The organism is Marinobacterium marinum (assembly GCF_013868415.1).
In the GTDB taxonomy this organism is placed as follows: domain Bacteria; phylum Pseudomonadota; class Gammaproteobacteria; order Pseudomonadales; family Balneatricaceae; genus Marinobacterium; species Marinobacterium marinum.
Map to the genome: position 1 here is coordinate 36,346 of NZ_JACEMT010000054.1, position 21,963 is coordinate 58,308.

General features: G+C 57.9%; 22 protein-coding genes. 14 read left to right on the forward strand and 8 right to left on the reverse strand.

Annotation, left to right across the window (positions count from 1 at the left end):
* From H1S06_RS14275 to H1S06_RS14300, 6 genes are all read left to right on the forward strand, one after another.
* A complete protein-coding gene (locus H1S06_RS14275) occupies positions 1-1,638 on the forward strand; it encodes an HDOD domain-containing protein (protein ID WP_181741384.1) in 1,638 nt (545 codons plus the stop codon).
* 72 nt (positions 1,639-1,710) lie between these two features.
* Positions 1,711-2,532 (forward strand): sulfurtransferase, encoded by an 822-nt coding sequence (locus H1S06_RS14280; protein ID WP_181741386.1) that lies wholly within the window; start codon positions 1,711-1,713, stop codon positions 2,530-2,532.
* Positions 2,533-2,557: 25 nt separating this feature from the next.
* Positions 2,558-3,421: an archaetidylserine decarboxylase gene (gene asd / locus H1S06_RS14285; protein WP_181741388.1), complete on the forward strand. Its 864-nt coding sequence runs from the start codon at positions 2,558-2,560 to the stop codon at positions 3,419-3,421.
* A gap of 81 nt (positions 3,422-3,502) precedes the next feature.
* On the forward strand, positions 3,503-4,501 hold the full coding sequence (gene ygfZ / locus H1S06_RS14290) for a CAF17-like 4Fe-4S cluster assembly/insertion protein YgfZ (RefSeq protein WP_181741390.1): 999 nt from the start codon (positions 3,503-3,505) through the stop codon (positions 4,499-4,501).
* 191 nt (positions 4,502-4,692) lie between these two features.
* Entirely contained in the window at positions 4,693-5,370 is a 678-nt protein-coding gene (locus H1S06_RS14295; RefSeq protein WP_181741392.1) for a hypothetical protein, read from the forward strand.
* A gap of 17 nt (positions 5,371-5,387) precedes the next feature.
* Complete coding sequence (locus tag H1S06_RS14300) at positions 5,388-5,942, forward strand: FlgO family outer membrane protein (protein WP_181741394.1); 555 nt, start codon at positions 5,388-5,390, stop codon at positions 5,940-5,942.
* A gap of 61 nt (positions 5,943-6,003) precedes the next feature.
* On the opposite strand, the gene ung is transcribed toward H1S06_RS14300, so the two are convergent.
* The 3 genes from ung to prfB all read right to left on the reverse strand — a co-directional run bounded on the left by ung (position 6,004) and on the right by prfB (position 9,439).
* Entirely contained in the window at positions 6,004-6,699 is a 696-nt protein-coding gene (gene ung, locus H1S06_RS14305; RefSeq protein ID WP_181741396.1) for a uracil-DNA glycosylase, read from the reverse strand.
* Positions 6,700-6,804: 105 nt separating this feature from the next.
* Positions 6,805-8,319, reverse strand: coding sequence for a lysine--tRNA ligase (lysS, locus tag H1S06_RS14310; protein WP_181741398.1), 1,515 nt, complete (start codon positions 8,317-8,319; stop codon positions 6,805-6,807).
* A gap of 25 nt (positions 8,320-8,344) precedes the next feature.
* Entirely contained in the window at positions 8,345-9,439 is a 1,095-nt protein-coding gene (gene prfB / locus H1S06_RS14315; RefSeq protein WP_181741400.1) for a peptide chain release factor 2, read from the reverse strand.
* A 198-nt stretch (positions 9,440-9,637) separates the two neighbouring features.
* On the opposite strand from prfB, the gene nhaD reads away from it, so the two are divergent.
* Positions 9,638-11,026 carry a sodium:proton antiporter NhaD gene (nhaD, locus tag H1S06_RS14320; protein ID WP_255483133.1) on the forward strand — a complete coding sequence of 463 codons (1,389 nt, stop codon included), beginning with the start codon at positions 9,638-9,640 and terminating at the stop codon, positions 11,024-11,026.
* A 1-nt stretch (position 11,027) separates the two neighbouring features.
* Positions 11,028-11,705, forward strand: a complete 678-nt coding sequence (locus tag H1S06_RS14325) for a cytochrome b/b6 domain-containing protein (RefSeq protein WP_181741402.1) — start codon at positions 11,028-11,030, stop codon at positions 11,703-11,705.
* Positions 11,706-11,764: 59 nt separating this feature from the next.
* Here H1S06_RS14325 and H1S06_RS14330 read toward each other — a convergent pair whose 3' ends face one another.
* Positions 11,765-12,211, reverse strand: a complete 447-nt coding sequence (locus H1S06_RS14330) for a c-type cytochrome (RefSeq protein ID WP_181741404.1) — start codon at positions 12,209-12,211, stop codon at positions 11,765-11,767.
* A gap of 149 nt (positions 12,212-12,360) precedes the next feature.
* Here H1S06_RS14330 and H1S06_RS14335 point away from each other — a divergent pair, with 149 nt between their 5' ends.
* The gene (locus tag H1S06_RS14335) at positions 12,361-13,593 is read left to right on the forward strand and encodes an MFS transporter (RefSeq protein ID WP_181741406.1); all 1,233 of its coding nucleotides are present in this window, start codon (positions 12,361-12,363) and stop codon (positions 13,591-13,593) included.
* On the opposite strand, the gene H1S06_RS14340 is transcribed toward H1S06_RS14335, so the two are convergent.
* Both H1S06_RS14340 and H1S06_RS14345 read right to left on the reverse strand, forming a co-directional pair.
* Positions 13,566-14,081, reverse strand: a complete 516-nt coding sequence (locus tag H1S06_RS14340; protein ID WP_220183902.1) for a flavodoxin — start codon at positions 14,079-14,081, stop codon at positions 13,566-13,568. The genes H1S06_RS14335 and H1S06_RS14340 overlap by 28 nt on opposite strands.
* A 69-nt stretch (positions 14,082-14,150) precedes the next feature.
* Positions 14,151-14,480: a phasin family protein gene (locus H1S06_RS14345; protein WP_181741410.1), complete on the reverse strand. Its 330-nt coding sequence runs from the start codon at positions 14,478-14,480 to the stop codon at positions 14,151-14,153.
* Positions 14,481-14,608: 128 nt separating this feature from the next.
* Between H1S06_RS14345 and gloA the strand changes: the two genes are divergently transcribed.
* The 4 genes from gloA (at position 14,609) to H1S06_RS14365 (ending at position 18,060) form a co-directional block, all read left to right on the forward strand.
* A complete protein-coding gene (gene gloA / locus H1S06_RS14350; RefSeq protein WP_181741412.1) occupies positions 14,609-15,007 on the forward strand; it encodes a lactoylglutathione lyase in 399 nt (132 codons plus the stop codon).
* Positions 15,008-15,317: 310 nt separating this feature from the next.
* Positions 15,318-16,124, forward strand: coding sequence for a tetratricopeptide repeat protein (locus H1S06_RS14355; RefSeq protein ID WP_181741414.1), 807 nt, complete (start codon positions 15,318-15,320; stop codon positions 16,122-16,124).
* A gap of 134 nt (positions 16,125-16,258) precedes the next feature.
* Complete coding sequence (locus H1S06_RS14360; protein WP_181741416.1) at positions 16,259-17,482, forward strand: YeeE/YedE family protein; 1,224 nt, start codon at positions 16,259-16,261, stop codon at positions 17,480-17,482.
* A gap of 86 nt (positions 17,483-17,568) precedes the next feature.
* Positions 17,569-18,060: an RDD family protein gene (locus tag H1S06_RS14365; RefSeq protein ID WP_181741418.1), complete on the forward strand. Its 492-nt coding sequence runs from the start codon at positions 17,569-17,571 to the stop codon at positions 18,058-18,060.
* A gap of 21 nt (positions 18,061-18,081) precedes the next feature.
* Here H1S06_RS14365 and lptG read toward each other — a convergent pair whose 3' ends face one another.
* Both lptG and lptF read right to left on the reverse strand, forming a co-directional pair.
* On the reverse strand, positions 18,082-19,143 hold the full coding sequence (lptG, locus tag H1S06_RS14370) for an LPS export ABC transporter permease LptG (RefSeq protein ID WP_181741420.1): 1,062 nt from the start codon (positions 19,141-19,143) through the stop codon (positions 18,082-18,084).
* Entirely contained in the window at positions 19,143-20,255 is a 1,113-nt protein-coding gene (gene lptF / locus H1S06_RS14375; RefSeq protein ID WP_181741422.1) for an LPS export ABC transporter permease LptF, read from the reverse strand. The genes lptG and lptF overlap by 1 nt, the downstream gene beginning before the upstream one ends.
* Before the next feature lie 179 nt (positions 20,256-20,434).
* Between lptF and H1S06_RS14380 the strand changes: the two genes are divergently transcribed.
* On the forward strand, positions 20,435-21,961 hold the full coding sequence (locus tag H1S06_RS14380; protein ID WP_181741423.1) for a leucyl aminopeptidase: 1,527 nt from the start codon (positions 20,435-20,437) through the stop codon (positions 21,959-21,961).
* Positions 21,962-21,963: the final 2 nt, after the last annotated feature.

The following is a 21,963-nucleotide window of genomic DNA, read 5'->3' on the forward strand; positions in this document are numbered from 1 at the left end:
ATGCAACCAGACCGGGCAGATGCCCCCCGCCTTCATGGTCTGCAGGCCTGGGCCGACTATCTCGAACATCGGCCGCTACCGGTGCGTACCGGCACCCTGGCCCGTTTTCGACAGCTGCTGGGCAATGAACGCTCAACCCTGCAGCAGATTGCGCACCTGGTCAGCGGCGACCCGGTGCTGAGCCTTCACATCACCCGTCATGCACAGCAGGTGCACAGACACAAGGGGGCATCGGTCACCAGTATCCAGCATGCCGTGGGGCTGTTGGGACTGGAGCGACTGGAACAGCTGACACGGCAACTCAGCGGCCTCAAAATCCGCTCCGACAGCATGCAGCACAAGATGTTTCTCCGCGCCCTGGCCGACAGCCTGCACGCGTCCTTCCAAAGCGCGGAACTCTGTCGTCAACGCGGACTGCCCTTCGTCGAGGAGGTCCGGCTGGCCGCTCTGCTCTACGGATTTACACACTGGATGGCCTGGCTGCATGCGCCACTGCACAAACAGTACTATCAACAGCGCGTACTGCTGCAAGGCGTCGATGTCGCACTCGCCGAGCAGGACCTGTTCGGCTGTACCCTGCAGGCACTGGGAGCCGAACTGGCACGGCGCTGGGCGCTGCCCGAATTGACCCGAGATGCGCTGAACCACGCCACCTCTCCCGACCGCAACACGCTCAACCTGCTGCACCGCAGAGCCATGCAGGACCCTGCCCTGGCCCCGCAGGAACAGCGACAGATCAATCAGTTGACGCAACAACGTTTTTTTCCGGTCAAACTGGGCAACTGGCTGGCCCTTACCACGACCCGCAGCTGGTACAGTGACAAGAGCTTGCGCCTGCTCGATATTCTGGCCGACTATCTGCGCCAGCCTGCCGACCGTCTGGCCACCCGGCTGCATCAGCACTGTGCCGAAGCCGCCCGCCGTTATCCCGTTGCAGGTGCTTTGAGCCCCGCCGCCGAACTGCTGATGCTGCCCACGCCGACCGAGACACCGCGCACAGGCCTGATCCCGAACGCAGAACTTGCGCGACTCGAGCGGGAAGACTATCCGGCACTGACGCACCATACTCCACGCCCTGTCCAGGCGGCACCCCATCCCGTGCCGCCAACAGATACGCGCCCGCCCCCCTCTGAGCACCGCAACGAAAGACTCTTTCAACAGACGCTGGCGCGCTTGAGTACACCTCAGACCGGGCTTCAGCAGGCCAGTCAGGTCATACAAACCCTGTTACAGGGGCTACACTTGGGGCTTGGCCTGAGCCGCCTGGGCGTGTTGCTGGTCAATACGAACCGCCTGCAACTGCAATGCGCACACACGATCGGTTTGGCGGAAGGGCACCCGCTCAAGGACATTCGGCTGAGCCTGAATGTCCCCAGCCTGTTCAAGCGCCTGAGCGAAAAACCTGCCGGCGTCTGGATGGATACCGAAAACCGGGATCGACTGGGTGTCATGTTGCCGGAAAGTTTTACCAGCCGGCTGGATGGCAACGATTATCTGCTGATGTCCGTGTTCCAGCAGGACCGTCCGCTGATAATACTGTATGCCGATGACCTGCCTCAGCACCCTCGGCTGAGTCAGTTTCAGTTCGACCACTTCCGCCAGCTCTGCGCAACAGCCACCCGAGCCCTGCGCCGATGAGCGTGATGACTTTGCGGACAGCTCCGGCTTCGCTATGATCCTCCCATTACAGAACCAGTAGCGGATATCACCATGTTATCTCTCCCCGTGGTCATTTCTCCCAATGAATTGGCCAACCACCTGAATACCCCCGAGGTACTGATCCTCGACCTGTCCAGCGCCGAGCACTACCAGGCCGGACACATACCCGGCGCCATCCGCCTGGACCCTCTGCGCCTGCTGCGCGGTGACGGCCCTGTCTCCAACCTGATCCCGACACGGCAACAACTGGCCACGCTTTTTGCCGAGCTGGGCCTGACGCCCGACACCCAGGTCGTTGCCTATGATGACCAGAAAGGCCCTTGGGCCGGTCGGCTGATCTGGACCCTGAACATGATCGGGCATCAGGCCGCCAGTCTGCTGGATGGCCACTTGCCTGGCTGGGTCGACAGCGGACATGCTCTGGAGCAGACCGCCAACACGGCACAACCGATCCAGAATGCGGCCATAACCGAAGTACCCGAACTGCGCATGACGGCCGAGCAGATTCTGGCACGCCTGAACGACGATCAATTCTGTATCTGGGATGCCCGCTCGGCTGCCGAATACAGCGGCGAAAAAGTAGTGAATGCGCAACAGGGCGGTCATATCCCCGGAGCCCGCCATCTGGAATGGACCGACCTGCTGGAGCCGGGCGACATTCCCTGGCTGAAACCGCGTGCACAACTCGAAGCCCTGCTGCTTGAACGGGGTATCGACCCGCACAAGCAGATCGTCACGCACTGCCAGACCCACCGTCGTTCAGGGCTTACCTATATTGTCGGTAAATGGCTCGGCCTGCCCCGGCTCGCCTGCTACGACGGCTCATGGTACGACTGGGGAAATCGCCCCGACCTGCCGGCAGACACCGATTGATCCCCCCGACTGAATAGGTAACAACTTGAAAGACTCCCTGTTTGTACTGCTGCAACATCTACTGCCCCAGCACCTGCTGTCACGCCTCGTCGGTTGCCTGGCCGAATGCCGCACGCCCTGGGTCAAGAACCTGTTTATCAACTGGTTTCGCAAACGCTACCAGGTGGATATGAACCAGGCGCTGCAACCCGACCCGGAAGGCTATGAACATTTCAACGCGTTTTTCACCCGCGCCCTGAAACCGGATGCACGCCCTCTGGACACAGAGCCCGGAGCCATTGTCTCGCCTGCCGACGGCGCCATTAGCCAGCTGGGGCCTGTCGAACATGGCTGCATGTTCCAGGCCAAGGGGCATCATTATTCACTGAACGCATTGCTGGGCGGAGATCAGGAGCGGGCCCGTCCGTTCATGAACGGACGCTTTGCGACCATCTATCTGTCACCCCGCGACTACCATCGCGTTCATATGCCCGTCAGCGGCACCCTGCGCGAAAGCATTTATATCCCCGGCGATCTCTATTCGGTCAACCAGGTCACAGCCGCTGGCGTAGACAACCTGTTTGCCCGCAACGAACGCCTGGTCGCCATTTTCGATACCGAGCTGGGCCCCATGGCCATGGTTCTGGTCGGTGCCATGATCGTTGCCGGTATCGAAACCGTCTGGAACGGTCAGGTTGCCCCTCTGCCACGCCAGCCTCTGGTTCTGAATCCACGCCCGGGAATGGACCCGGTCACACTGGCAGCGGGCGACGAGATGGGGCGCTTCAAATTGGGGTCCACCGTCATTCTCCTGTTCGGTTCTGACGTCATGGACTGGGCCGATCATCTCGGCGCCGGAGACAGCGTCGTGATGGGCCGCACAATCGGCCAGGCACAAGCGACACAATAACCCTGAACAAGACGGGCTGATAAAGGCCCGTTTATTGTTTAGACTCACAGGCATCGGATTTTCAATGGAGATCGACCTCTCATGCACGCACTCTGGCGCGAATGGCTGAATCAACCGGGTATTGAACTGAAGGATGACCGGGTCATCACCACACCGGCACACGACCGATCCACGACCGTCGTCCCTCTGACCGAGGCCTGCATTATCTCGGTGTCCGGCCCGGACGCCCACAAGTTTCTACAGGGACAACTGAGCTGCGACCTGGCAGATGTCGACCGCCTGGGCTCATTGCCGGGAGCCCACTGCAACATCAAAGGACATATGCACAGCCTTTATCAGGTTATCCGCGCCGAAGAGGCCCGCTACTGGCTGCGCACGCGCAGCTCAATGGCAGCCGATGCGCTGGCCCTGCTGAAAAAGTACATCATCTTTTCCAAGGCTGACGCTGTCCAGCAGGATGACCTTCTGGGTATCGGCCTCTGCGGCCCCAATGCAGTGAGTCTGACACAACAGCTTGAGCAGGCCATCCCCGACGCTTCGCAGGCACGCCATGATGATACTCTGAGCGAGTTCTGGTTCCCGGCCGAACGACTGGAAGAGGTCATGTCTCTGGCAACCGCAACGGCCGGCCTCGGTAACAGCAACGCCTGGGAGCTGGCTGCCGTTGATGCCGCCATCCCGGACCTGTTTCCTGCCACCCGTGAAGCCTTCATCCCGCAGATGACCAATCTGCAGGCATTCGACGGCGTCAGCTTCACAAAAGGCTGCTACACCGGTCAGGAAATCGTTACCCGTCTGCAGCACCGCGGCCAGCTCAAGCGCCCCATGTATCTGGCGGAGATCGAAACCGCTCAGCCTCCGACTCCTGGCATGCCACTGGCCAGCGACAACCGCGCCAATGTCGGCCAGCTGGTCCGTGTAGCCCAGTGCGGTGAACAGCGCTATCGTGTGCTGGCGGTCATCATCAAGGAGCAAGCCGAACAGCAGAGTATTCACCTGGAAGACGCTGAGGGTGCCCAGCTACAACTGATGCCGCTGCCTTATGTTCTCGATCCGCGACTCTTTGAAAGCAAGCGCTGACAGGCCTGCGCCGAAAGAGCATTTTTATTGATTTTAATCGTTCGCCCGACCGCTGTGCTCTGTTAGTCTGAGCCCTGCAGAGTGACAGCGGCTGAGGTCGTCGGCACCCATATTTAATAAAGCAGACTTATTTTCCGAGCAGATTTTGCGCTATCCTCTGCTCTGGACTCACTAACTTGAAGGAACACACCATGCTTCGGAAGGTATGCCTCCTGGGCATCGGCAGCACTTTGCTTGCAGGATGCTTTGGTACCCACACATCACAAGCACCCCTTGCAACCACCTATCCCGTTACGGCCCAGCAAAAAATGCAGGCGGCCCACCACTGGGATGTGATGGCTCAGCACCAGGCCGAACTGCTGACCCAGCACGAGCTGCTGAAAAGCCAACCGCTGTATATCAAAAGTGCCGACGAGGCCACTCCATTCAGCACCGCTTTTGACACCCTGCTGACCAGCCAGCTGGTCGAGAAGGGCGCCTACGTCAAAACAAGCTCGGAACAGGCGGCTCAGGTGAGCTACAAGGTACAGGTTGTCGAGCACAAGGATCGCGGTCACATTCGCGCTCCCGAAGGTGCCTGGACGGCACTGGCCGCCGGTATCGCCGTAGCCACCGTTCCTTATAATCAGTGGGCCGAGCCAGCCCTGGCGCTGATCCCCGCCGCTGCAGCCGTCGACATCTTCAGCGGCAGCTGGGCTAGTGAAACCGATCAGGAAGTGGTCATCACCACTCAGGTCGTCATGGCTGATCAGGTGGTGTACTCAAACTCCAACATCTACTACATCAACCCCGGTGACAACGACCATTATACGCCTGCCACCAACCGCGGCATCCAGCTGAAAAGCACGCCTGTCAGCAATGAATGGTAATCGGGGGAAATAGAGTCATGTTGAAGCCTTACAAGAAGTTTCTGACGGCAAGCCTGGTTGCCGTTGCCATGCTGGGCGCAAGCGGATGCAGCAGCACCCAGAAGCCCACAGCCTCAATTGCAACCGAGGTGGACCTGATCCAGGAAGTGAAAACCGCGTCCAGCCAGCTGATTGCCAACACCAAGGGGCTGACTCTCGGTGCGCCGGTACTGGCCGCAACCTTCGCCGATATCGATGACCTGCAGCAGTCATCCACATTCGGCCGCACCCTGTCCGAGCAGTTCACCAGTGCCTTGTCCGCTAATGGACTGCCGGTGATCGAAGTCAAAATGCGCGACAGCCTCTTCGTCAAGGAACGTACCGGTGAGCTGATCCTGTCCCGCAAGTTGCACAGCCTGCTGCAGGCCCATGATGCCCAGGCCGTTCTGCTGGGCAGCTATGCCATTGGCGGCAGCAATGTTTACGTTAACGTCCGCATCGTGCGCACCAGCGACAACATTATTCTGGGCTCCCACGATTTCAGCCTGCCGCTGAACCGTGACATCAAGGCAATGCTTCCGCGCAAGCGCTAAGCCAAGTCCAGCCACAAAAAAAGCCGGCTCTGTGCCGGCTTTTTTTTGTTCTGCTTCGTCTTTATTCGCCTTCATTCGCCGCCAGCGGAAGCTGCCAGTCAATCGCTCGCAGCCCCTTTTCCTCCAGCCAGGCATTGGCCTGACTAAAATGGCGACAGCCGAAAAAGCCCCGATAGGCCGACAGAGGCGAAGGGTGCGGTGCCTTCAGCACCAGATGACGGCTGCGATCGATGCCAGCCCCCTTTTTCTGCGCATAGCTGCCCCACAGCATGAACACCACATGCTCGCACTGTTCATTGACCAGCTGAATAATACGATCCGTAAACGATTCCCAGCCCCTGCCCTGATGCGCATTCGCATTGCTCTGCTCCACGGTCAACACCGCATTGAGCAACAACACACCCTGCTCCGCCCAGTACTCCAGGTAACCGTGATTCACGGGCTCTATTCCCAAGTCGGTCTGCAATTCCTTGTAGATGTTGACCAGCGACGGCGGAGTACGCACCTCCGGTCTGACCGAAAAACAGAGCCCATGTGCCTGCCCCGGCTGATGATAGGGGTCCTGGCCGATGATCACGACCTTGACCTGGTCCAGCGGCGTGGCTTCCAACGCATGAAACCAGTTGGACGAATGTGGATAAATCACCTTCTGCGCCGCCTTTTCGGCCTGCAAGAACTGCTTGAGCGATTGCATGTAGGGCTGTTCAAACTCAGGCTGCAACCAGGGCTGCCATGTTGGCGCTTTATCCAAAGCCATCTTGTCACTCCAATCAGAAAATACCTGCCAGCGTACCGATCCCTCCGGTACAAAACAAAAAGGCCACTGACGTGGCCTTGTGGATAACTCTATACGCGACAGTAATCAGCCACGCGGACGCATGGCCGGGAACAGCAGCACATCGCGGATAGACGGCGAATCGGTGAACAGCATCACCAGACGGTCGATGCCGATACCTTCACCCGCCGTCGGCGGCAGACCGTATTCCAGCGCCTGTACATAGTCGGCATCGAAGTGCATGGCTTCGTCATCTCCGGCATCTTTCTCTTCCACTTGCTTCTGGAAGCGCTCGGCCTGATCTTCGGCATCATTCAACTCGGAGAAGCCATTGGCCAGTTCACGACCACCGACGAAGAACTCGAAACGGTCGGTCACGTGCGGGTTGTCATCACTGCGACGGGCCAGCGGGCTGACTTCGGTCGGGTACTCGGTGATGAAGGTCGGCTGCTGCAGGCGGTGCTCGACGGTCTTCTCGAAGATCTCGATCTGCACCTTGCCCAGACCCCAGCCATCCTTCACATCGATATCCATGCGCTCGGCAATCTGGCGCGCCGCCGCTTCATCGGCCAGTGCTTCTGCCGTGATCTCCGGGTTGTAATGCAGTATGGAGTCGAACACGCTCATGCGAGTGAACGGTTTGCCCATATCGTATTCGAAGGTTTCCAGTACTTCACCTTCATCATTACGTACGGTATTCACCACGATGGTAGTACCCAGCACCTCTTCGGCTACGGTACGCAGCATGTTTTCGGTCAAGTCCATCAGGTCCTTGTAGTCCGCGTAGGCCTGATAGAACTCGATCATGGTGAATTCCGGATTATGACGGGTGGAAAGCCCCTCATTACGGAAGTTGCGATTAATCTCGAACACACGCTCGAAACCACCCACGACCAGACGTTTCAGGTACAGTTCCGGCGCAATGCGCAGGTACATGTCCAGGTCCAGAGCATTGTGATGGGTCACGAACGGACGGGCTGTCGCACCACCGGGAATCGGGTGCAGCATCGGCGTTTCCGCCTCAATGAAGCGACGTTCGATCAGGTACTTGCGGATGCCGGCCACGATCTTCGAGCGCATCTCGAATACCTTGCGCGACTGCTCATTCATGATCAGGTCAACATAGCGCTGGCGGTAGCGCATTTCCATGTCTTGCAAACCCTTGAACTTGTCCGGTAGCGGACGCAGGCTCTTGGTCAGCATTTCGAATTCGGCCATGTCGACATACAGGTCGCCCTTGCCCGATTTGTGCAGCACACCGCTGACGCCAATGATATCGCCCAGGTCGACGGACTTGGCAAAAGGACGTGCGGCCTTGTTGACGTACAGCTGGATACGGCCACTCATGTCCTGCAATACCATAAAGGCACCACGGTTGAGCATCACTCGGCCCGCCACGGAAACTCGAATGCCGGCTTCTTCCAGCTCTTCCTTGCTCTTGTCGCCGTGTGCCTGCTGCAGATCTTCTGCATAGCTGTCACGACGGAAGGTGTTGGGGAAGGCGTTCCCTTCCTGACGCAGTGCGGCGAGCTTCTCGCGACGCTCCGCAATCAGGCGGTTTTCATCTTGCTGCACGTTTTGCTGCACATTATTGTCTGACATCGGGGGTTACCTTAAAACGAATGCTTTACAGGCCGGCCTTGAGGCTGGCTTCGATAAACTGGTCCAGATCGCCGTCGAGTACGCGATCACAGTTGGAGGTCTGCACGTTGGTACGCAGATCCTTGATGCGCTGGTCGTCCAGTACGTAGGAGCGAATCTGGCTGCCCCAGCCGATGTCGGCCTTGGTGTCTTCCACTTCCTGCGCGGCTTCGCGGCGCTTCATCATTTCCATTTCATACAGCTTGGCACGCAGCTGTTTCATACAGGTGTCGCGGTTCTGATGCTGAGAACGAGCCGACTGACTCTGCACTACAATACCCGAGGGTTCGTGGGTAATACGCACCGCGGACTCGGTTCGGTTAACGTGCTGACCACCGGCACCGGAGGCGCGATAAACATCGACACGCAGGTCAGCCGGATTGATCTCGATATCCACGTTGTCGTCAATCTCGGGCGATACGAATACCGAGGAGAAGGAGGTATGGCGACGACCGCCGGAGTCGAACGGTGACTTGCGCACCAGGCGGTGTACACCGGTTTCGGTGCGCAGCCAGCCGAAGGCATACTCGCCCTCAAAGCGGATGGTGGCGGATTTGATCCCGGCCACATCACCACCGGAAACTTCCAGCAGCTCGGTCTTGAAGCCCTTGCTTTCACCCCAGCGCAGATACATGCGCAGCATCATGTCGGCCCAGTCCTGAGCCTCGGTGCCACCTGAACCGGCCTGGATGTCGAGGAAGGCGTTGTTGGCATCGGCTTCGCCCGAGAACATGCGGCGGAACTCCAGCTGCTCCAGCATGTTTTTCAAGCGTTCCACATCCGCTTCCACTTCGACAACGGTATCCTCGTCGTCCTCTTCAACCGCCATCTCAAGCAGGTCACCGGCGTCACTGATACCGCTTTCCAGCTCGTTGATGGTCTTGACGACATTCTCCAGTCCTGCACGCTCACGGCCCAGCTGCTGCGCATTTTCCGGATTGTTCCAGACATTGGGGTCTTCCAGCTCGCGCTCAACCTCTTCCAGGCGCTCGCGCTTGCCATCATAATCGAGGTAGGTGCGCAGCGCCCGGGTACGCTCGCTGAACTCTTTCAGGCTGTTGAGAATCGGATTAATTTCCATCGTGCTACTTGGATACTCGCTGCTTGGAAAAAGGAATCTATTCTAACCGATCAGCGGCGCTGTTTGAATGATTCACGACCGCTTCAACCGCAACTCGACTTGGCTTCCCGACTGAGCGAGAATGATGCTGTGCTTTCACCGGCGCCACGCATGGGGCTGTTTACGCCGGTGTCACCGTATCGGAAAGGACGCCACCTGATGACGACTACACCCGCACCGGTTTTGATGGATTTGACCACCAGCCCATACGGCTATCTGGCCCTGCTGATCTTTCTGCTCGCCTACGTATTTGTGGTGATGGAAGAGAAACTGGGATTGCGCAAGTCCAAACCGGTCATCGTGGCTTCAGGCTGTATCTGGATTCTGGTCGGGCTCGCCTACCAGCAACAGGGCGACTCCCACACTGCAGGCATTCAGCTGAGGCACTATATTCTCGACTATGCCGAATTGTTTCTGTTTCTGCTCGCCGCGATGACGTTCGTAAACCTGATGGAAGAGCGGCGGGTGTTTGTGGCACTGCGTACCTGGCTGGTATCGCGTGGCTACTCGCTCCGCACCATTTATTGGGTCACCGGCGGACTCACCTTCATCATTTCACCCATTGCCGACAACCTGTCTACCGCCCTGCTGATGGGTGCGGTTGTGCTGGCTGTTGGCGATCACAACTACCGCTTCATCTCGGTCGGCTGTATCAACGTGGTTGTCGCCGCCAATGCCGGCGGTGCTTTCAGCCCTTTCGGCGATATCACGACGCTGATGGTCTGGCAAAAGGGCGTGGTGGAATTTACCGAGTTTTTCCGGCTGCTGCTGCCGTCACTGATCAACTGGCTGATTCCCGCCCTGCTGATGAGCCTGACAGTAGAACGCATCCAGCCTGCAGGCGAACGCCGTCACCAGCGCATGAAAAAGGGAGGCCTCACCGTTGTTATCCTGTTTCTGCTGACTATTGTGCTGTCCGTCACCGTACACAGCCAGTTGCACCTGCCGCCCGTGCTGGGCATGATGACAGGCTTGGGGGTATTAAAAATTTACGGCTACTACCTGAGCTTTCATGACCCCATTTTCCGTGAGCAGGGTCATATTACCCACCATCATGCCGAAAACACCGCCCGACACAGCCTGCTACACGGCGACCACACGGGAGTTATCCGCCGCTTTGACATTTTCAAGGTTGTCGAACGCGAGTCTTGGGATACGCTGATGTTTTTCTACGGCATTGTGCTCTGCGTGGGCGGACTGGCCAGCCTGGGCTACCTGACCGGGCTATCGACCCTGCTGTATGGCAATCTTGGCATCAACCTGGCCAACGGATTGATCGGCCTACTGTCATCTCTGGTCGATAACATTCCAATCATGTTCGCGGTTCTGACCATGGACCCGGGCATGACTCTGCAACAATGGCTGCTGGCCACACTGGCCGTGGGAACCGGTGGCTCCCTGCTGTCCATCGGTTCGGCCGCAGGAGTGGCCCTGATGGGGCAGGCCAAGGGAACCTACACCTTCTTTAGCCATCTCAAATGGAGCTGGGCGATCCTGTCGGGATATATCGCCAGCCTTATCTGCCACCTCTGGTTAAATGGAATCTGACATGACCCAACAACCCGTTACCCAGGAACACAAACCGGTCTGGGATATTTTTGTTCGCCTGTTTCACTGGTCTCTGGCCGCCAGTATTCTGTTCGCCTGGTGGAGCGGTGAACAGGGCGGAAACTGGATGGAGTGGCATATGTACGCCGGCTACTCTGTCTTGGCACTGGTGCTGTTCCGGCTTATGTGGGGCTTTGCCGGCAGCCACTACGCACGCTTCAGCGAATTCGTCCGCTCGCCCATTCACACGCTCAAATACGGCTTGCAGTTGACCAAGCGTCAGGACGCTCACTATATCGGGCATAACCCCCTGGGTGGCTGGATGGTCCTGATGCTGTTATTGCTCAGCGCCGCGCAGGCAGGCACCGGCCTGTTTGCCAACGACGAAATCTTTACCGAAGGCCCTCTCGCTCACCTGGTGAGCAGCAGCATGAGCGTGGAAATCACTCGCTGGCACAAAACGATTTTTGACGGCCTGCTGATCGCGATCGGCCTGCATCTGGCTGGCGTCATTGCACATCAGGTGTTCAAGGGCGAAAAACTGGTGCAATCAATGCTGCACGGTCGCAAGCCCGCTGGCATCCACGAGGACTCGCACGCCTTCGCTCCCTTCTGGCTCGGACTGATTCTGGCCGCAATTGCCGCCGCCGTGATCTGGGGAATCGTCAACCTGCTGTAAAACGGACAACAAAAAGGGCGCCTCGGCGCCCTTTACGTTTAACCAACCAAATTGATTGATCAGTTTTTGAAGTTATCGTGGCAACCTTTACAGGATTTGCCCACTTCACCGAATGCCGGCTTGATCTGTGCCATATCGCCGGACTTGGCGGCTTCAGCCAGTGCAGCGGTGTTTTCAACCAGCATATTCATGCCGCCTTCAAACTTGTCCCACTCTTTTTCAATTGCCGGCAGAGCGTCGGTGTCGCCCTCGTAAGAACCCGCGATGAAGCCTTCCATCGGCAGCTTGCTCAGCTGAGCCACGATGTCGGCACGACGGCTGAAGTCTTCAGCATCGTAATCCATTTTGCCCTTGACCATTGCACCCATGGTGCCGAAGTGCCAAGCCATGGCACTGAAAGCGCCCTTGCGGTAATGGATTGCATCCTCGGGATCAGCCGCCATTACGGTCGTTGTCGTTGCAGCAGCCAAGAATCCCGCCAATCCAATTGCAGCAATTTTCTTCATTTCGGTTTCCCTTTCTCGATATGTCAGACGTGGAGCACATATTAGATCACACTAATTCGTGAATACAATGTTCACGGATACCACGCCGTGCAGTATAACCTGCCCTGATGTAGGCTCTACCTCTGGCCCTGACAAGGATACAAAGTTCCATGCCAATTATGATCCGCTTGTTCATACCCTTCGCCCTGGGGTACTGGCTGTCTTATGTCTTTCGGGTGATCAATGCCGTCGTCGCACCCAACATCATGCAGGAACTCGGTATCGACAGCGCCAGCCTTGGCTTCATTTCCAGCGCTTATTTTCTGACGTTTGCGGCCTGCCAGATCCCGCTGGGCATTCTGCTCGACCGGTATCAAACACGACATGTCGCACCGGTCCTGTTGCTGTTTGCCGCTGCCGGCAGCCTGACCTTCGCCCTGGCCAACAGCAGCACCCTGCTGTGGATCGGGCGCGGCCTGATCGGCATGGGTGTATCCGCCTGCCTGATGGCGGCGTTCAAAAGCTATGCTACCTGGCTGAAAACCGAGCAACTGCCCCTGATCAACGGCCTGCAACTGGCCTGCGGCGGACTCGGAGCCTTGACTGCCACCGCTCCGGCCGAGTGGGCACTGCAGCACTCCGACTGGCGCACCTTGTTTATCCTGCTGGCACTGGCCAGTCTGTTGATCGCCGCCCTGCTCTATTCCTGCATTCCTCTGACACCCCGAAATCACACGGATATTCGCCTGCCAACCCTGCTGCGGCAAACGCTTGCCGTCATTCGTACCCCCGCCTTTTACCAGTTGGCACCAGCCAGCATGCTGTCGCAATCGGTATTTATCGCCACCCAGTCTCTCTGGGCCGGTATTTGGCTACAGCGGGTCAACCAACTGAGTGCCAGTGACGCCGCACAGATGCTGCTGGTATCCGCCCTTGGCATGATGGCCGGCTTTCTGGGACTGGGCGGCATCGCCAGTCGGTTGAATCGGTTCGGCATCGGTACCCAGAGCATCAGTTTCTGCGGCATGGCCGGCTTTCTGCTGGTACTACTGTGGATTCAACTTCATCCCGGTCGCGCCGACACCCTGGCCTGGGCCGCCTTCGGCTTTTTTGGCACTTCGGGTACTCTGATGTTTGCTGGCCTGGCACAGCAATTCCCGGCCGCTATCAGTGCCCGCGTCAGCACCAGTCTCAATCTGGGAATTTTTCTCGGTGCCTTTATTGTACAGTGGGGCATGGGGGCCATCATCGCCCGCTGGCCCTCCGCCAACGGCGTCGATTACTCCGCCGAGGCATACCGGACAGCCCTGGGATGCGCCACGGCCCTGCAGGCGCTCAGTCTGGCCTGGTACCTGATCTGCCGATGGCGACCCTCTCAGTTATCGAACGCTGACAGCACCTGAGGCAACCACGCCTGCAGGCGTGGTTCGGTTTCACCATGCTGGCCATCTTCATCCAACGCCAGGCCAACAAAGGACTGGCCGTCTTCGGTCAGCGCGCGAGAAGCCTCAAAGCTATAGCCGCTGATCGGCCAGTTGACGACAACCTGGGCACCACACCCCTGCACCTGCTGACACAGCATCCCCATGGCATCCTGAAACCACTCGCCATATCCCAACTGATCGCCCAAACCGAACAGTGCAACACGCTTGCCACTCAGGTCCAGGGCCGACAGTGCATCCCAGTGTTCGTCCCAGTCTTCCTGCAGCTCGCCAAAGTCCCAGGTCGGGATACCGAGGATCAGGCAGGCATAGCCCGCCATGGCCGCTACGCCTTCCGTTGCGATGTCATGCAGGTGGATACGATCCGGTAATAAGGCGGCAATTTGATCCGCAATCTGCTCTGTATTACCGGTGGTGCTTGCATAAAACAAACCGATGCTGAGGGCCATACTCTCCATCTCATAAAAACAAAAAGCAGCCACCCGGGCTGCTTCTGATATCCGATACAGTGTCCAACTTTACTTCTTGGCCGTGAAAGCCTCAAGCGAGTTCTGAGTCAGCTGCTGAATCGCCTGTTGTGCCGTAGTCAACGCTTTCAGGTTCTGCTCATTGGCCGACTTCAGCGTGGTTTCCAGCTCCTTGGCATAGGCCTGCTGCAATTCGATCAAATCATTGGGGGTTTTGCACTTCTGCAATTCATTCGTTTGCTGCATGGTCGCTTCAAGGCAGGCCTTGGTGCATTCCATCTGCTGTCGAGTCAGCTCTTCAAGCATTTTGGTCTGAATATTTACCAACTCACGAAACGGCGCCATGGAATCATTCAACTGCTTGGTCATATCCTGAAACATGGGTTTAGCCCCCCTTGGCTATTGTTATTAATACTTTCAATAAATCATTGTAGACTGAAAGCCGCAAGCAGAGTCTGCTAGACCAAAGACGTAGATCAGGTTTTCGATATGAACCAAGAGGTGTTTTCATGCGCATGTTGCATACCATGTACCGGGTAACCGACCTGGACAAATCCCTGGCCTTTTACACAGAGGTACTGGGGATGCGCCTGCTTCGACGCAGGGACTATCCGGAAGGCAAATTCACGCTTGCTTTTGTCGGCTACGGCGATGAAGCCGACAATACCGTTCTGGAACTGACCCACAATTGGGAAACGGATGAATACGACCTGGGAACAGGTTATGGCCATATCGCCATTGAGGTCGAAGATGTCTATCAAGCCTGCGACCAGATCAAGGCACGCGGCGGCCAGGTTGTACGCGAAGCCGGTCCCATGAAAAACAGCACATCCGGCACCATTCTGGCATTTGTGAAAGATCCTGATGGCTACCTGATCGAGTTGCTCAGCCCCCAGCGTAAAGACTGACCTTTCTCCTGCTCCAGAGCAGTCGCCCGGCCCGTTACCTGAAGGTTTCGGGCCACGCCGCCGGCCTGTTTATATCGCCCCCCTGCTCAATTGACAGAAATACCGCACGGGTGCCGCCCTGCCCGCTTTTCCTGTACAATCAACATTAGAAACGCCTTATCAAAAGGTGTCATTGGTCAGGGGCCTTTCATTGCCAATTGTGGATAACCTGCTCCACTTCACGGAATGCCTCCGGCTGTATATTTTTCGGCGGAAGCCGTTGCGAACGACTTCCTGATTTGCATCACATGATGACAAAGGCATGGTTTAAATGAACAAATCAGCACTTTTTGCAGCGGCCGGGCTGCTTTTCACTTTACACGTAACACCTGCAACAGCAGCCGGTATTGACGCCGCCAAGCGCGCACTGGATGCCGGCGATTATGGCAAGGCCCAGTCGGAACTGCAGGCTCTGGTCAAGGCACAGGACCCCGCTGCACTGAATCTGCAGGGCCAGATGTACGAAAACGGCTGGGGAGTAGAACAGGATACCGACCGCGCCCGCCGTCTGTACGAACAGGGTGCTCGTCAGGGTCACCTGGAAAGCGTCAACAGTCTCCGCGCCCTGAAAAACAAGGCCTACAAGGTCGAACTGGAACGCCTGCAGCCGCTGGCTGAACAGGGTGATGGCGAAGCCCAGAACCGCATCGGCGAAATGTACGAATTCGGCTACGGTACTCCCCGTGACAGCGACAAGGCACTGGAATGGTACCGCAAGGCTGCCGAACAAAATGTCGTAGCCGCCTGGCACAATATCGGTCGCAGCTATAACTTCGGCACCGGAGTAACCCAGGACTACGCTGAAGCCGAACAATGGTACCGGAAGGCCGCCGAACAGGGTTATATGGAATCCATGTTCTTCCTGGGCACTCTGTACTCCAACGCACACGGCCAGGACAAGACCGTCAACTCCGATGTGGCCGCCTATGCCTGGATGCACAACGCTGCCACGCTTGGTAACAGTACGGCTGCCACCATTGAAACCCGCCTGCAGATGAAGCTGGACGCTGCCGAGCTGACAGCAGCCAAGACGCTGGCCGAAAACTACAAGGCCAAATACGTCACGCCTTTCCAGTAAGACGACTGCCGAGCAGGGGGAGCCGCTCCTCCTGCTCATATAACCACCTGGAATAATTAAAGTTATTATATTCTTAGATCTATTTATCCCTGAAGGCTAGACTGTCCCTCCCTTAATCGGCCTTCTGTTTCATCATGACCCGTTTCCCCCCCTCTTCCGTCAGCACGACAGCCGTTTCCCCCGCGTATCCACCTCGTCAATTCGTTGCGCTGGGCGCTTCCGCCGCACTGATCTTGGCTCTGACCGGCTATCTTTTCAGCACTCAGGGAGGACAAACCAGTCTGGTACTGCTGTTGGGCGCAGCGTTGGGGCTTGCGCTTTACCATGCATCGTTCGGATTTACCTCCGCTTGGCGCAGCTTTATCGTCCATGGCCGTGGCCGCGCCTTGCGTGCGCAAATGCTGATGCTGACCATCGCTGTCTGCCTGTTTTTCCCCACCCTTGCGTCCGGTGAATTATGGGGACAAAACGTTAACGGCTTCGTCCGGCCACTCAGTGTTTCAGTCCTGTTCGGCGCCTTTATTTTCGGCATCGGCATGCAGGTCGGTAATGGCTGCGCATCCGGCAACCTGTACCATGCCGGTGGCGGCCAGCTGCGCGCCATTCCCAGCATGATCGGCTTTGCCGCCGGAGCCCTCTGGGCCACACATGATTATGAATGGTGGACGACACAACCTTCTTTAGCGCCTGTCGCCCTGATCGACACTCTGGGTGTCCTGCCCGCTATTGCCCTGAACTTGCTGGTGTTTGCCGCCATCGTTGGCTTGAGCCTGTGGATCGAGAAACGCCGCCATGGAACGCTGGAACGCGAGAATGTCACTCAGACTGCCGGAGCACGACGTCTGCTCTGCGGCCCCTGGCCCTTTGTCTGGGGCGCGATTGCCCTGGCGCTGCTGAACTTTGCAACCCTGGCACTGATCGGTCGCCCCTGGGCCGTTGCACTGGGTTACCCGCTCTGGGGGGCCAAAGCTGCCGAGGTACTGGATCTGGGCCTGGATATCGATTTCTGGGGCTACTGGATGATGCCCGGACGTGATACTGCCCTGATGGGCGGCATTCTGGAAGACAGTGCCAGCCTGATGAATATTGGCGTTATTCTGGGAGCCTTACTGGCCGCCACTCTGGCCGGCCGCTTCTCACTGGAATGGAAACTGCCCCTCAGACAATGGCTGGGCACCCTTATCGGCGGCCTGATGCTGGGCTACGGCGCGACCATCGCGTTCGGCTGTAATATCGGTGCCTATTTCGGCGGTATTGCATCCGGCAGCCTGCACGGCTGGCTCTGGCTGGTTGCCGCCTTTGCCGGCAGCTTTATCGGAACTTGGCTACGCCCGCTGTTCGGCATGAAGCGGAGCTAAACCGGCAGCACCGATTTAGCCCGCTCAGGTTTCCAGTGCTACAATCCGGCACCCACTTGTTTCAGCCGGAATCAGGAAGCCTGACCATGCATCGCCCGTTCAAGCAGGAATTTGCTCAAATCGCTCCCGCCTCGTTCATCAAGCGCTTGCTCGCTATGGTGTACGATACTCTTTTGGTTATCGCTCTGTGGATGGTCATCGGCACAATCGCAGTGGCACTCAACAACGGTGAAGCCATCAGTATCGATAGCAGCCCCCGCTCCACCATCGCACTGTTCAACTCGGCTCTGTTCTGTGCCACCTTCCTGTTTTTTGGTTTCTTCTGGACACGTAACGGTCAAACACTGGGCATGCTCGCCTGGCGGCTGAGAGTTCAAACCATGGCCGGTGGGCGGCTTAGCTGGGGACAGGCATTGATCCGATTCTTGATTGCCATCCCGTCACTGGGGCTGTTCGGCATCGGCTTTCTATGGATGCTGCTGACCGACGAGCGCCTGTCGCTGCATGATCGTTGGTCAGGCAGCTGCGTTGTACAGCTGCCCAAACCGGAACAACACAAGAAAAAGAAGCGCTCATAAAAGCCACTGTCCGGGCGGGGATTACCCTGCCCGACGCAACAGCCAGAGCCCCGCACCCGTGCACAACAGAATGGGACTGAGCACCGCGATCAAAGGCGGAAAACCGAATACGGTACTGGCCGGTCCCAACAAATCCTGGGCAAACTTGAAGATCAGGCCGAAAATCACCCCGGCAATCACACGCTGCCCAACCGTCACACTGCGCAGCGGACCGAAAATAAAAGACACCCCGATCAGCACCAGCGCCAGAATCGCCAACGGCTGCAGCAGCTTGCCCCAAAAGGCCAGTAGATAGGTATCGGCACTGACACCTTGCTGTTCCAGATAACGGGAATAGGACCACAGACCGCTGATCGGCAAATCAACCGGCTCCACGACAATAACCGACAACAACTCCGGGGTCAGACCGCTCGGCCAGGCCTCTTCAGCCTGTCGCTCGACCCGGCTTCCCCGCTCGGAGAAATAGGTATTACTGACCTGTTCCAGCTGCCACTGACCATCCTTGAACTCGCCACGCCGGGCATAACTGGACTGCTGCAACTGACGATCCGCACCAAAGCGGTAACGCGTCACCCCGTGGATAACTTCACCGCCCTCTACCGCGTTGATATGGATGAAGCTGTTACCTTCTCGATGCCAGACACCGTACCGTGAACTCATGGCTCCGCTGCCTGATTGTGCCAGGGCGCGAAAGCTCTGAGCCTGCTGTTCGGTATAGGGAGCAATGAACTGCCCCAGCACCAGCGTGAACAGCGCCAGCAGCATGACCGGTTTGAAGACGCCCAGCAAAATGCGCCCGGTCGAGAACCCCGCTGCCCGCATGACCGTCAACTCGCTGTGCGTTGCCAGCATTCCCAGCCCGATCAAACACCCGACCAGACTGCTCAACGGGATAAACTCATAGATACGACGTGGCGTTGTGAGAGTCAAAAACCACAGCGCATCGGCAAAGGCGTAGCCTTCGTTCACATCATCCAGCTGATCCAGCAATGCCGACACCAGATCCAGCCCCACCACAACCAGCAACACGGCCAGAATGGCTCCCATGACATGGCGGGCGATGTACCACTCAAGACGCAGCATCAGGCACTCCTCCGACGCAGTTTCGGCATGGCCGGTACGCGGTTCCAGACCTGTTCCCAAAAACGATCGGCCAGTATCAGGTTGGCCGCCAATACGACAAAGCCGCCGTGTATCGCCCACAGCATCCAGACCGACAGCTCGCCGTCTTCAACGGCCGAGCGGGTGCTTGTCAGCAACGACAGGTACAGCAGATACACCACAATCGACGGGATCAGCTTGGCGAAGCGCCCCTGACGCGGGTTCGTACGACTCATCGGTACTGCAATCAGCGTCACGATAAATGCCAGCACCGGCAGCGACAAGCGCCAATGCAGACGCGCCTGTTTGGCCGCGTCGTCACTGGATAACAACTGCAGGGTCGGCAACGCATCCAGTTCCGTGACTTCCCGCGCGATTTCGGCTTCCGGCAGATTGATGCCATAACTGTCATAACCGGTCCGGCTATAAGCAGCCTGCCCCGGCGTTCCGTCATAACGATAGCCGTTCTGCAGAATCAGGAAGCGACTGCCATACTCAGGCAACACCTGACGCTCGGCACGTTCGGCCATCAGAACGATCGGCTCCCCGTTCTCGTTGCGCTGCGCGATGAAGACTTCCTTCAACTGATCGGCATCGGCATCGTAGGATTCGGCATAGGTGACCTGACGTCCGTTGGTTTGGGACTGAAAGCGCCCCGGCGTCAGCATTTCCAGCTCACTGCGCGCTTCCTGAATGCTGAAAATTTCCTCGGACTTGGCCGCGCCCAGCGGGGCCAGCCACAATGTCATGGCTGCTACCAGTGCCGCCACCAGCGCCGCCGGCCCCAGTGCGTACAAGGCCAGGCGCTTTTGGCTGATGCCGCAGGCACGCAACACCACCATTTCACTGTCCAGATACAGCCGCCCGTAAGCCAGCAGTATCCCCAAAAACAGCCCCAGCGGCAGCAACAGCTCCAGAAAGCCGGGAATGCGCCACAACAAAACCCAAAAGACAAAGCCGGCTTCCAGCTTGCCGGTCGCTGCATCAGCAAGATACTTGATCAATCGCGCACTGGTGATGATCAAGAGCAGAACAGAAGTAACAGCCGCAGTGGAGATCAATGCCTCACGGGCCAGGTAACGGAAGATAATCAAAACAGATTCCCTTTCACCGCCATGGTTTCCAATCGGAGAAATGGTTTATAGTGCGTGTTACATCAGTAACATAAGCGGCGCAAGCCGGTTGGCCCAGGCAGACAGCCACACGCCGATGGCCAAGCCTGAACCGGCGCATTATCGCGCAAACAGCCTGTAATGTCTTGTACGGAGTCGTCATGGATTTTGAAATCATCAATGGCAGTGTCGAAACACTGGAAACCGAATGTCTCGTGGTTGCACTGAGCGCCAACGGCACACTCTGCCCCTCGGCCGCTGCCGTGGACAAGGCCTCCAACGGTTACCTGAGCGAGCTGCTCAACAGTGGCGATATCTCCGGCAAGGCGGGAGAACAGCTGTTGCTGTTCAAGGTGCCGGGCGTACAGGCCCGTCGCGTACTCGTGACAGGACTGGGCAAGGATGACGAGCGCAAGGATCGCCACTATCGCAAGCTGATCAAGGGCATTACCGCCACCCTGAAGAAATCCGGTATCACTTCGGTCGTCTTCGCCCTGGATGGCTGTGCCAGTTACCGCGACGATATCTACCGCACGACTCGTCAGCTGGTGGAGTGGGTTTCCGCCGACTTCTATGTCTATGACGAAACCAAAAGCAAAAAAGCCGACCCGGTCAAACTGAGCAGCATTCAGATTCTGCTGAGTGAAGACAACACCGAACTGGGTGAAGGCGCTCTGCTGGACGGCGTTGCTATCGCCAATGGCGTAGACACCGCTCGCGAACTGGGCAACCTGCCCGGCAACATCTGCACCCCGTCCTATCTGGCCGAGCGCGCGCTGGCTCTGGGCGAAGAGTTCGATGATTTCGAAGCCAAAATCCTGGACGAAGACGCCATGGCCGAGCTGGGCATGAACTCTCTGCTGGCCGTAGGCAAAGGCAGCGCTCAGCCGTCACGCCTGATCGTCATGGAATATAACGGCGGCGAAAGCGGCGACAATCCTCACGTTCTGGTTGGCAAGGGCATCACCTTCGATACCGGAGGCATCAGCCTCAAGCCCGGGGCCGGCATGGACGAAATGAAATTCGATATGTGCGGCGCCGCCAGCGTTATCGGCACCATGGAAGCCATTGCCGAAATGCAGCTGCCGCTGAATGTGGTCGGTATCGTCGCAGCTGCCGAAAACATGCCGGGCAGCCAGGCCACCAAACCGGGTGACATCGTGACCACCATGTCTGGCCAGACCGTCGAAATTCTGAACACCGATGCCGAAGGTCGCCTAGTTCTCTGTGATGCCCTGACCTATGCCGGCCGCTATGAGCCGGAAAGCGTGATTGACGTGGCGACGCTGACCGGCGCCTGCATCATCGCACTGGGCCACCATGCTACCGGCATCCTGTCCAACGACGAAGACCTGGCCGGAGCCCTGCTTGACGCTGGTGATTTCGCAGCCGACCGTGGCTGGCCACTGCCGCTGTGGGACGAGTTCCAGGAACAGCTCGACTCCAACTTCGCCGATATCGCCAACATTGGCGGCCGGCCGGCCGGTACGATTACAGCCGCCTGCTTCCTGTCCCGTTTCACCAAGGAATATCGCTGGGCGCACCTGGACATCGCGGGCGTTGCCTGGAACAGCCACGGCAAGGAGAAGGGCGCGACCGGTCGTTGCGTACCGATGCTGAGCCAGTACCTGCTGGATCTGGCCGAACAGGTGGAAGCAGCCGAACACGACCATCACCACGAGGACTAAGG

Bases quoted from the DNA above. Each gene is read 5' to 3' on its own strand.
- ung (WP_181741396.1), bottom strand. From the start codon at position 6,699: ATGGCTTTGGATAAAGCGCCAACATGGCAGCCCTGGTTGCAGCCTGAG.
- H1S06_RS14280 (WP_181741386.1), top strand. From the start codon at position 1,711: ATGTTATCTCTCCCCGTGGTCATTTCTCCCAATGAATTGGCCAACCAC.
- H1S06_RS14360 (WP_181741416.1), top strand. From the start codon at position 16,259: ATGACCCGTTTCCCCCCCTCTTCCGTCAGCACGACAGCCGTTTCCCCC.
- H1S06_RS14275 (WP_181741384.1), top strand. From the start codon at position 1: ATGCAACCAGACCGGGCAGATGCCCCCCGCCTTCATGGTCTGCAGGCC.
- H1S06_RS14330 (WP_181741404.1), bottom strand. From the start codon at position 12,211: ATGAAGAAAATTGCTGCAATTGGATTGGCGGGATTCTTGGCTGCTGCA.
- gloA (WP_181741412.1), top strand. From the start codon at position 14,609: ATGCGCATGTTGCATACCATGTACCGGGTAACCGACCTGGACAAATCC.
- H1S06_RS14340 (WP_220183902.1), bottom strand. From the start codon at position 14,081: ATGGCCCTCAGCATCGGTTTGTTTTATGCAAGCACCACCGGTAATACA.
- ygfZ (WP_181741390.1), top strand. From the start codon at position 3,503: ATGCACGCACTCTGGCGCGAATGGCTGAATCAACCGGGTATTGAACTG.
- H1S06_RS14325 (WP_181741402.1), top strand. From the start codon at position 11,028: ATGACCCAACAACCCGTTACCCAGGAACACAAACCGGTCTGGGATATT.
- H1S06_RS14295 (WP_181741392.1), top strand. From the start codon at position 4,693: ATGCTTCGGAAGGTATGCCTCCTGGGCATCGGCAGCACTTTGCTTGCA.
- H1S06_RS14335 (WP_181741406.1), top strand. From the start codon at position 12,361: ATGCCAATTATGATCCGCTTGTTCATACCCTTCGCCCTGGGGTACTGG.
- lysS (WP_181741398.1), bottom strand. From the start codon at position 8,319: ATGTCAGACAATAATGTGCAGCAAAACGTGCAGCAAGATGAAAACCGC.
- H1S06_RS14380 (WP_181741423.1), top strand. From the start codon at position 20,435: ATGGATTTTGAAATCATCAATGGCAGTGTCGAAACACTGGAAACCGAA.
- lptG (WP_181741420.1), bottom strand. From the start codon at position 19,143: ATGCTGCGTCTTGAGTGGTACATCGCCCGCCATGTCATGGGAGCCATT.
- H1S06_RS14300 (WP_181741394.1), top strand. From the start codon at position 5,388: ATGTTGAAGCCTTACAAGAAGTTTCTGACGGCAAGCCTGGTTGCCGTT.
- H1S06_RS14365 (WP_181741418.1), top strand. From the start codon at position 17,569: ATGCATCGCCCGTTCAAGCAGGAATTTGCTCAAATCGCTCCCGCCTCG.
- nhaD (WP_255483133.1), top strand. From the start codon at position 9,638: ATGACGACTACACCCGCACCGGTTTTGATGGATTTGACCACCAGCCCA.
- prfB (WP_181741400.1), bottom strand. From the start codon at position 9,439: ATGGAAATTAATCCGATTCTCAACAGCCTGAAAGAGTTCAGCGAGCGT.
- H1S06_RS14345 (WP_181741410.1), bottom strand. From the start codon at position 14,480: ATGTTTCAGGATATGACCAAGCAGTTGAATGATTCCATGGCGCCGTTT.
- H1S06_RS14355 (WP_181741414.1), top strand. From the start codon at position 15,318: ATGAACAAATCAGCACTTTTTGCAGCGGCCGGGCTGCTTTTCACTTTA.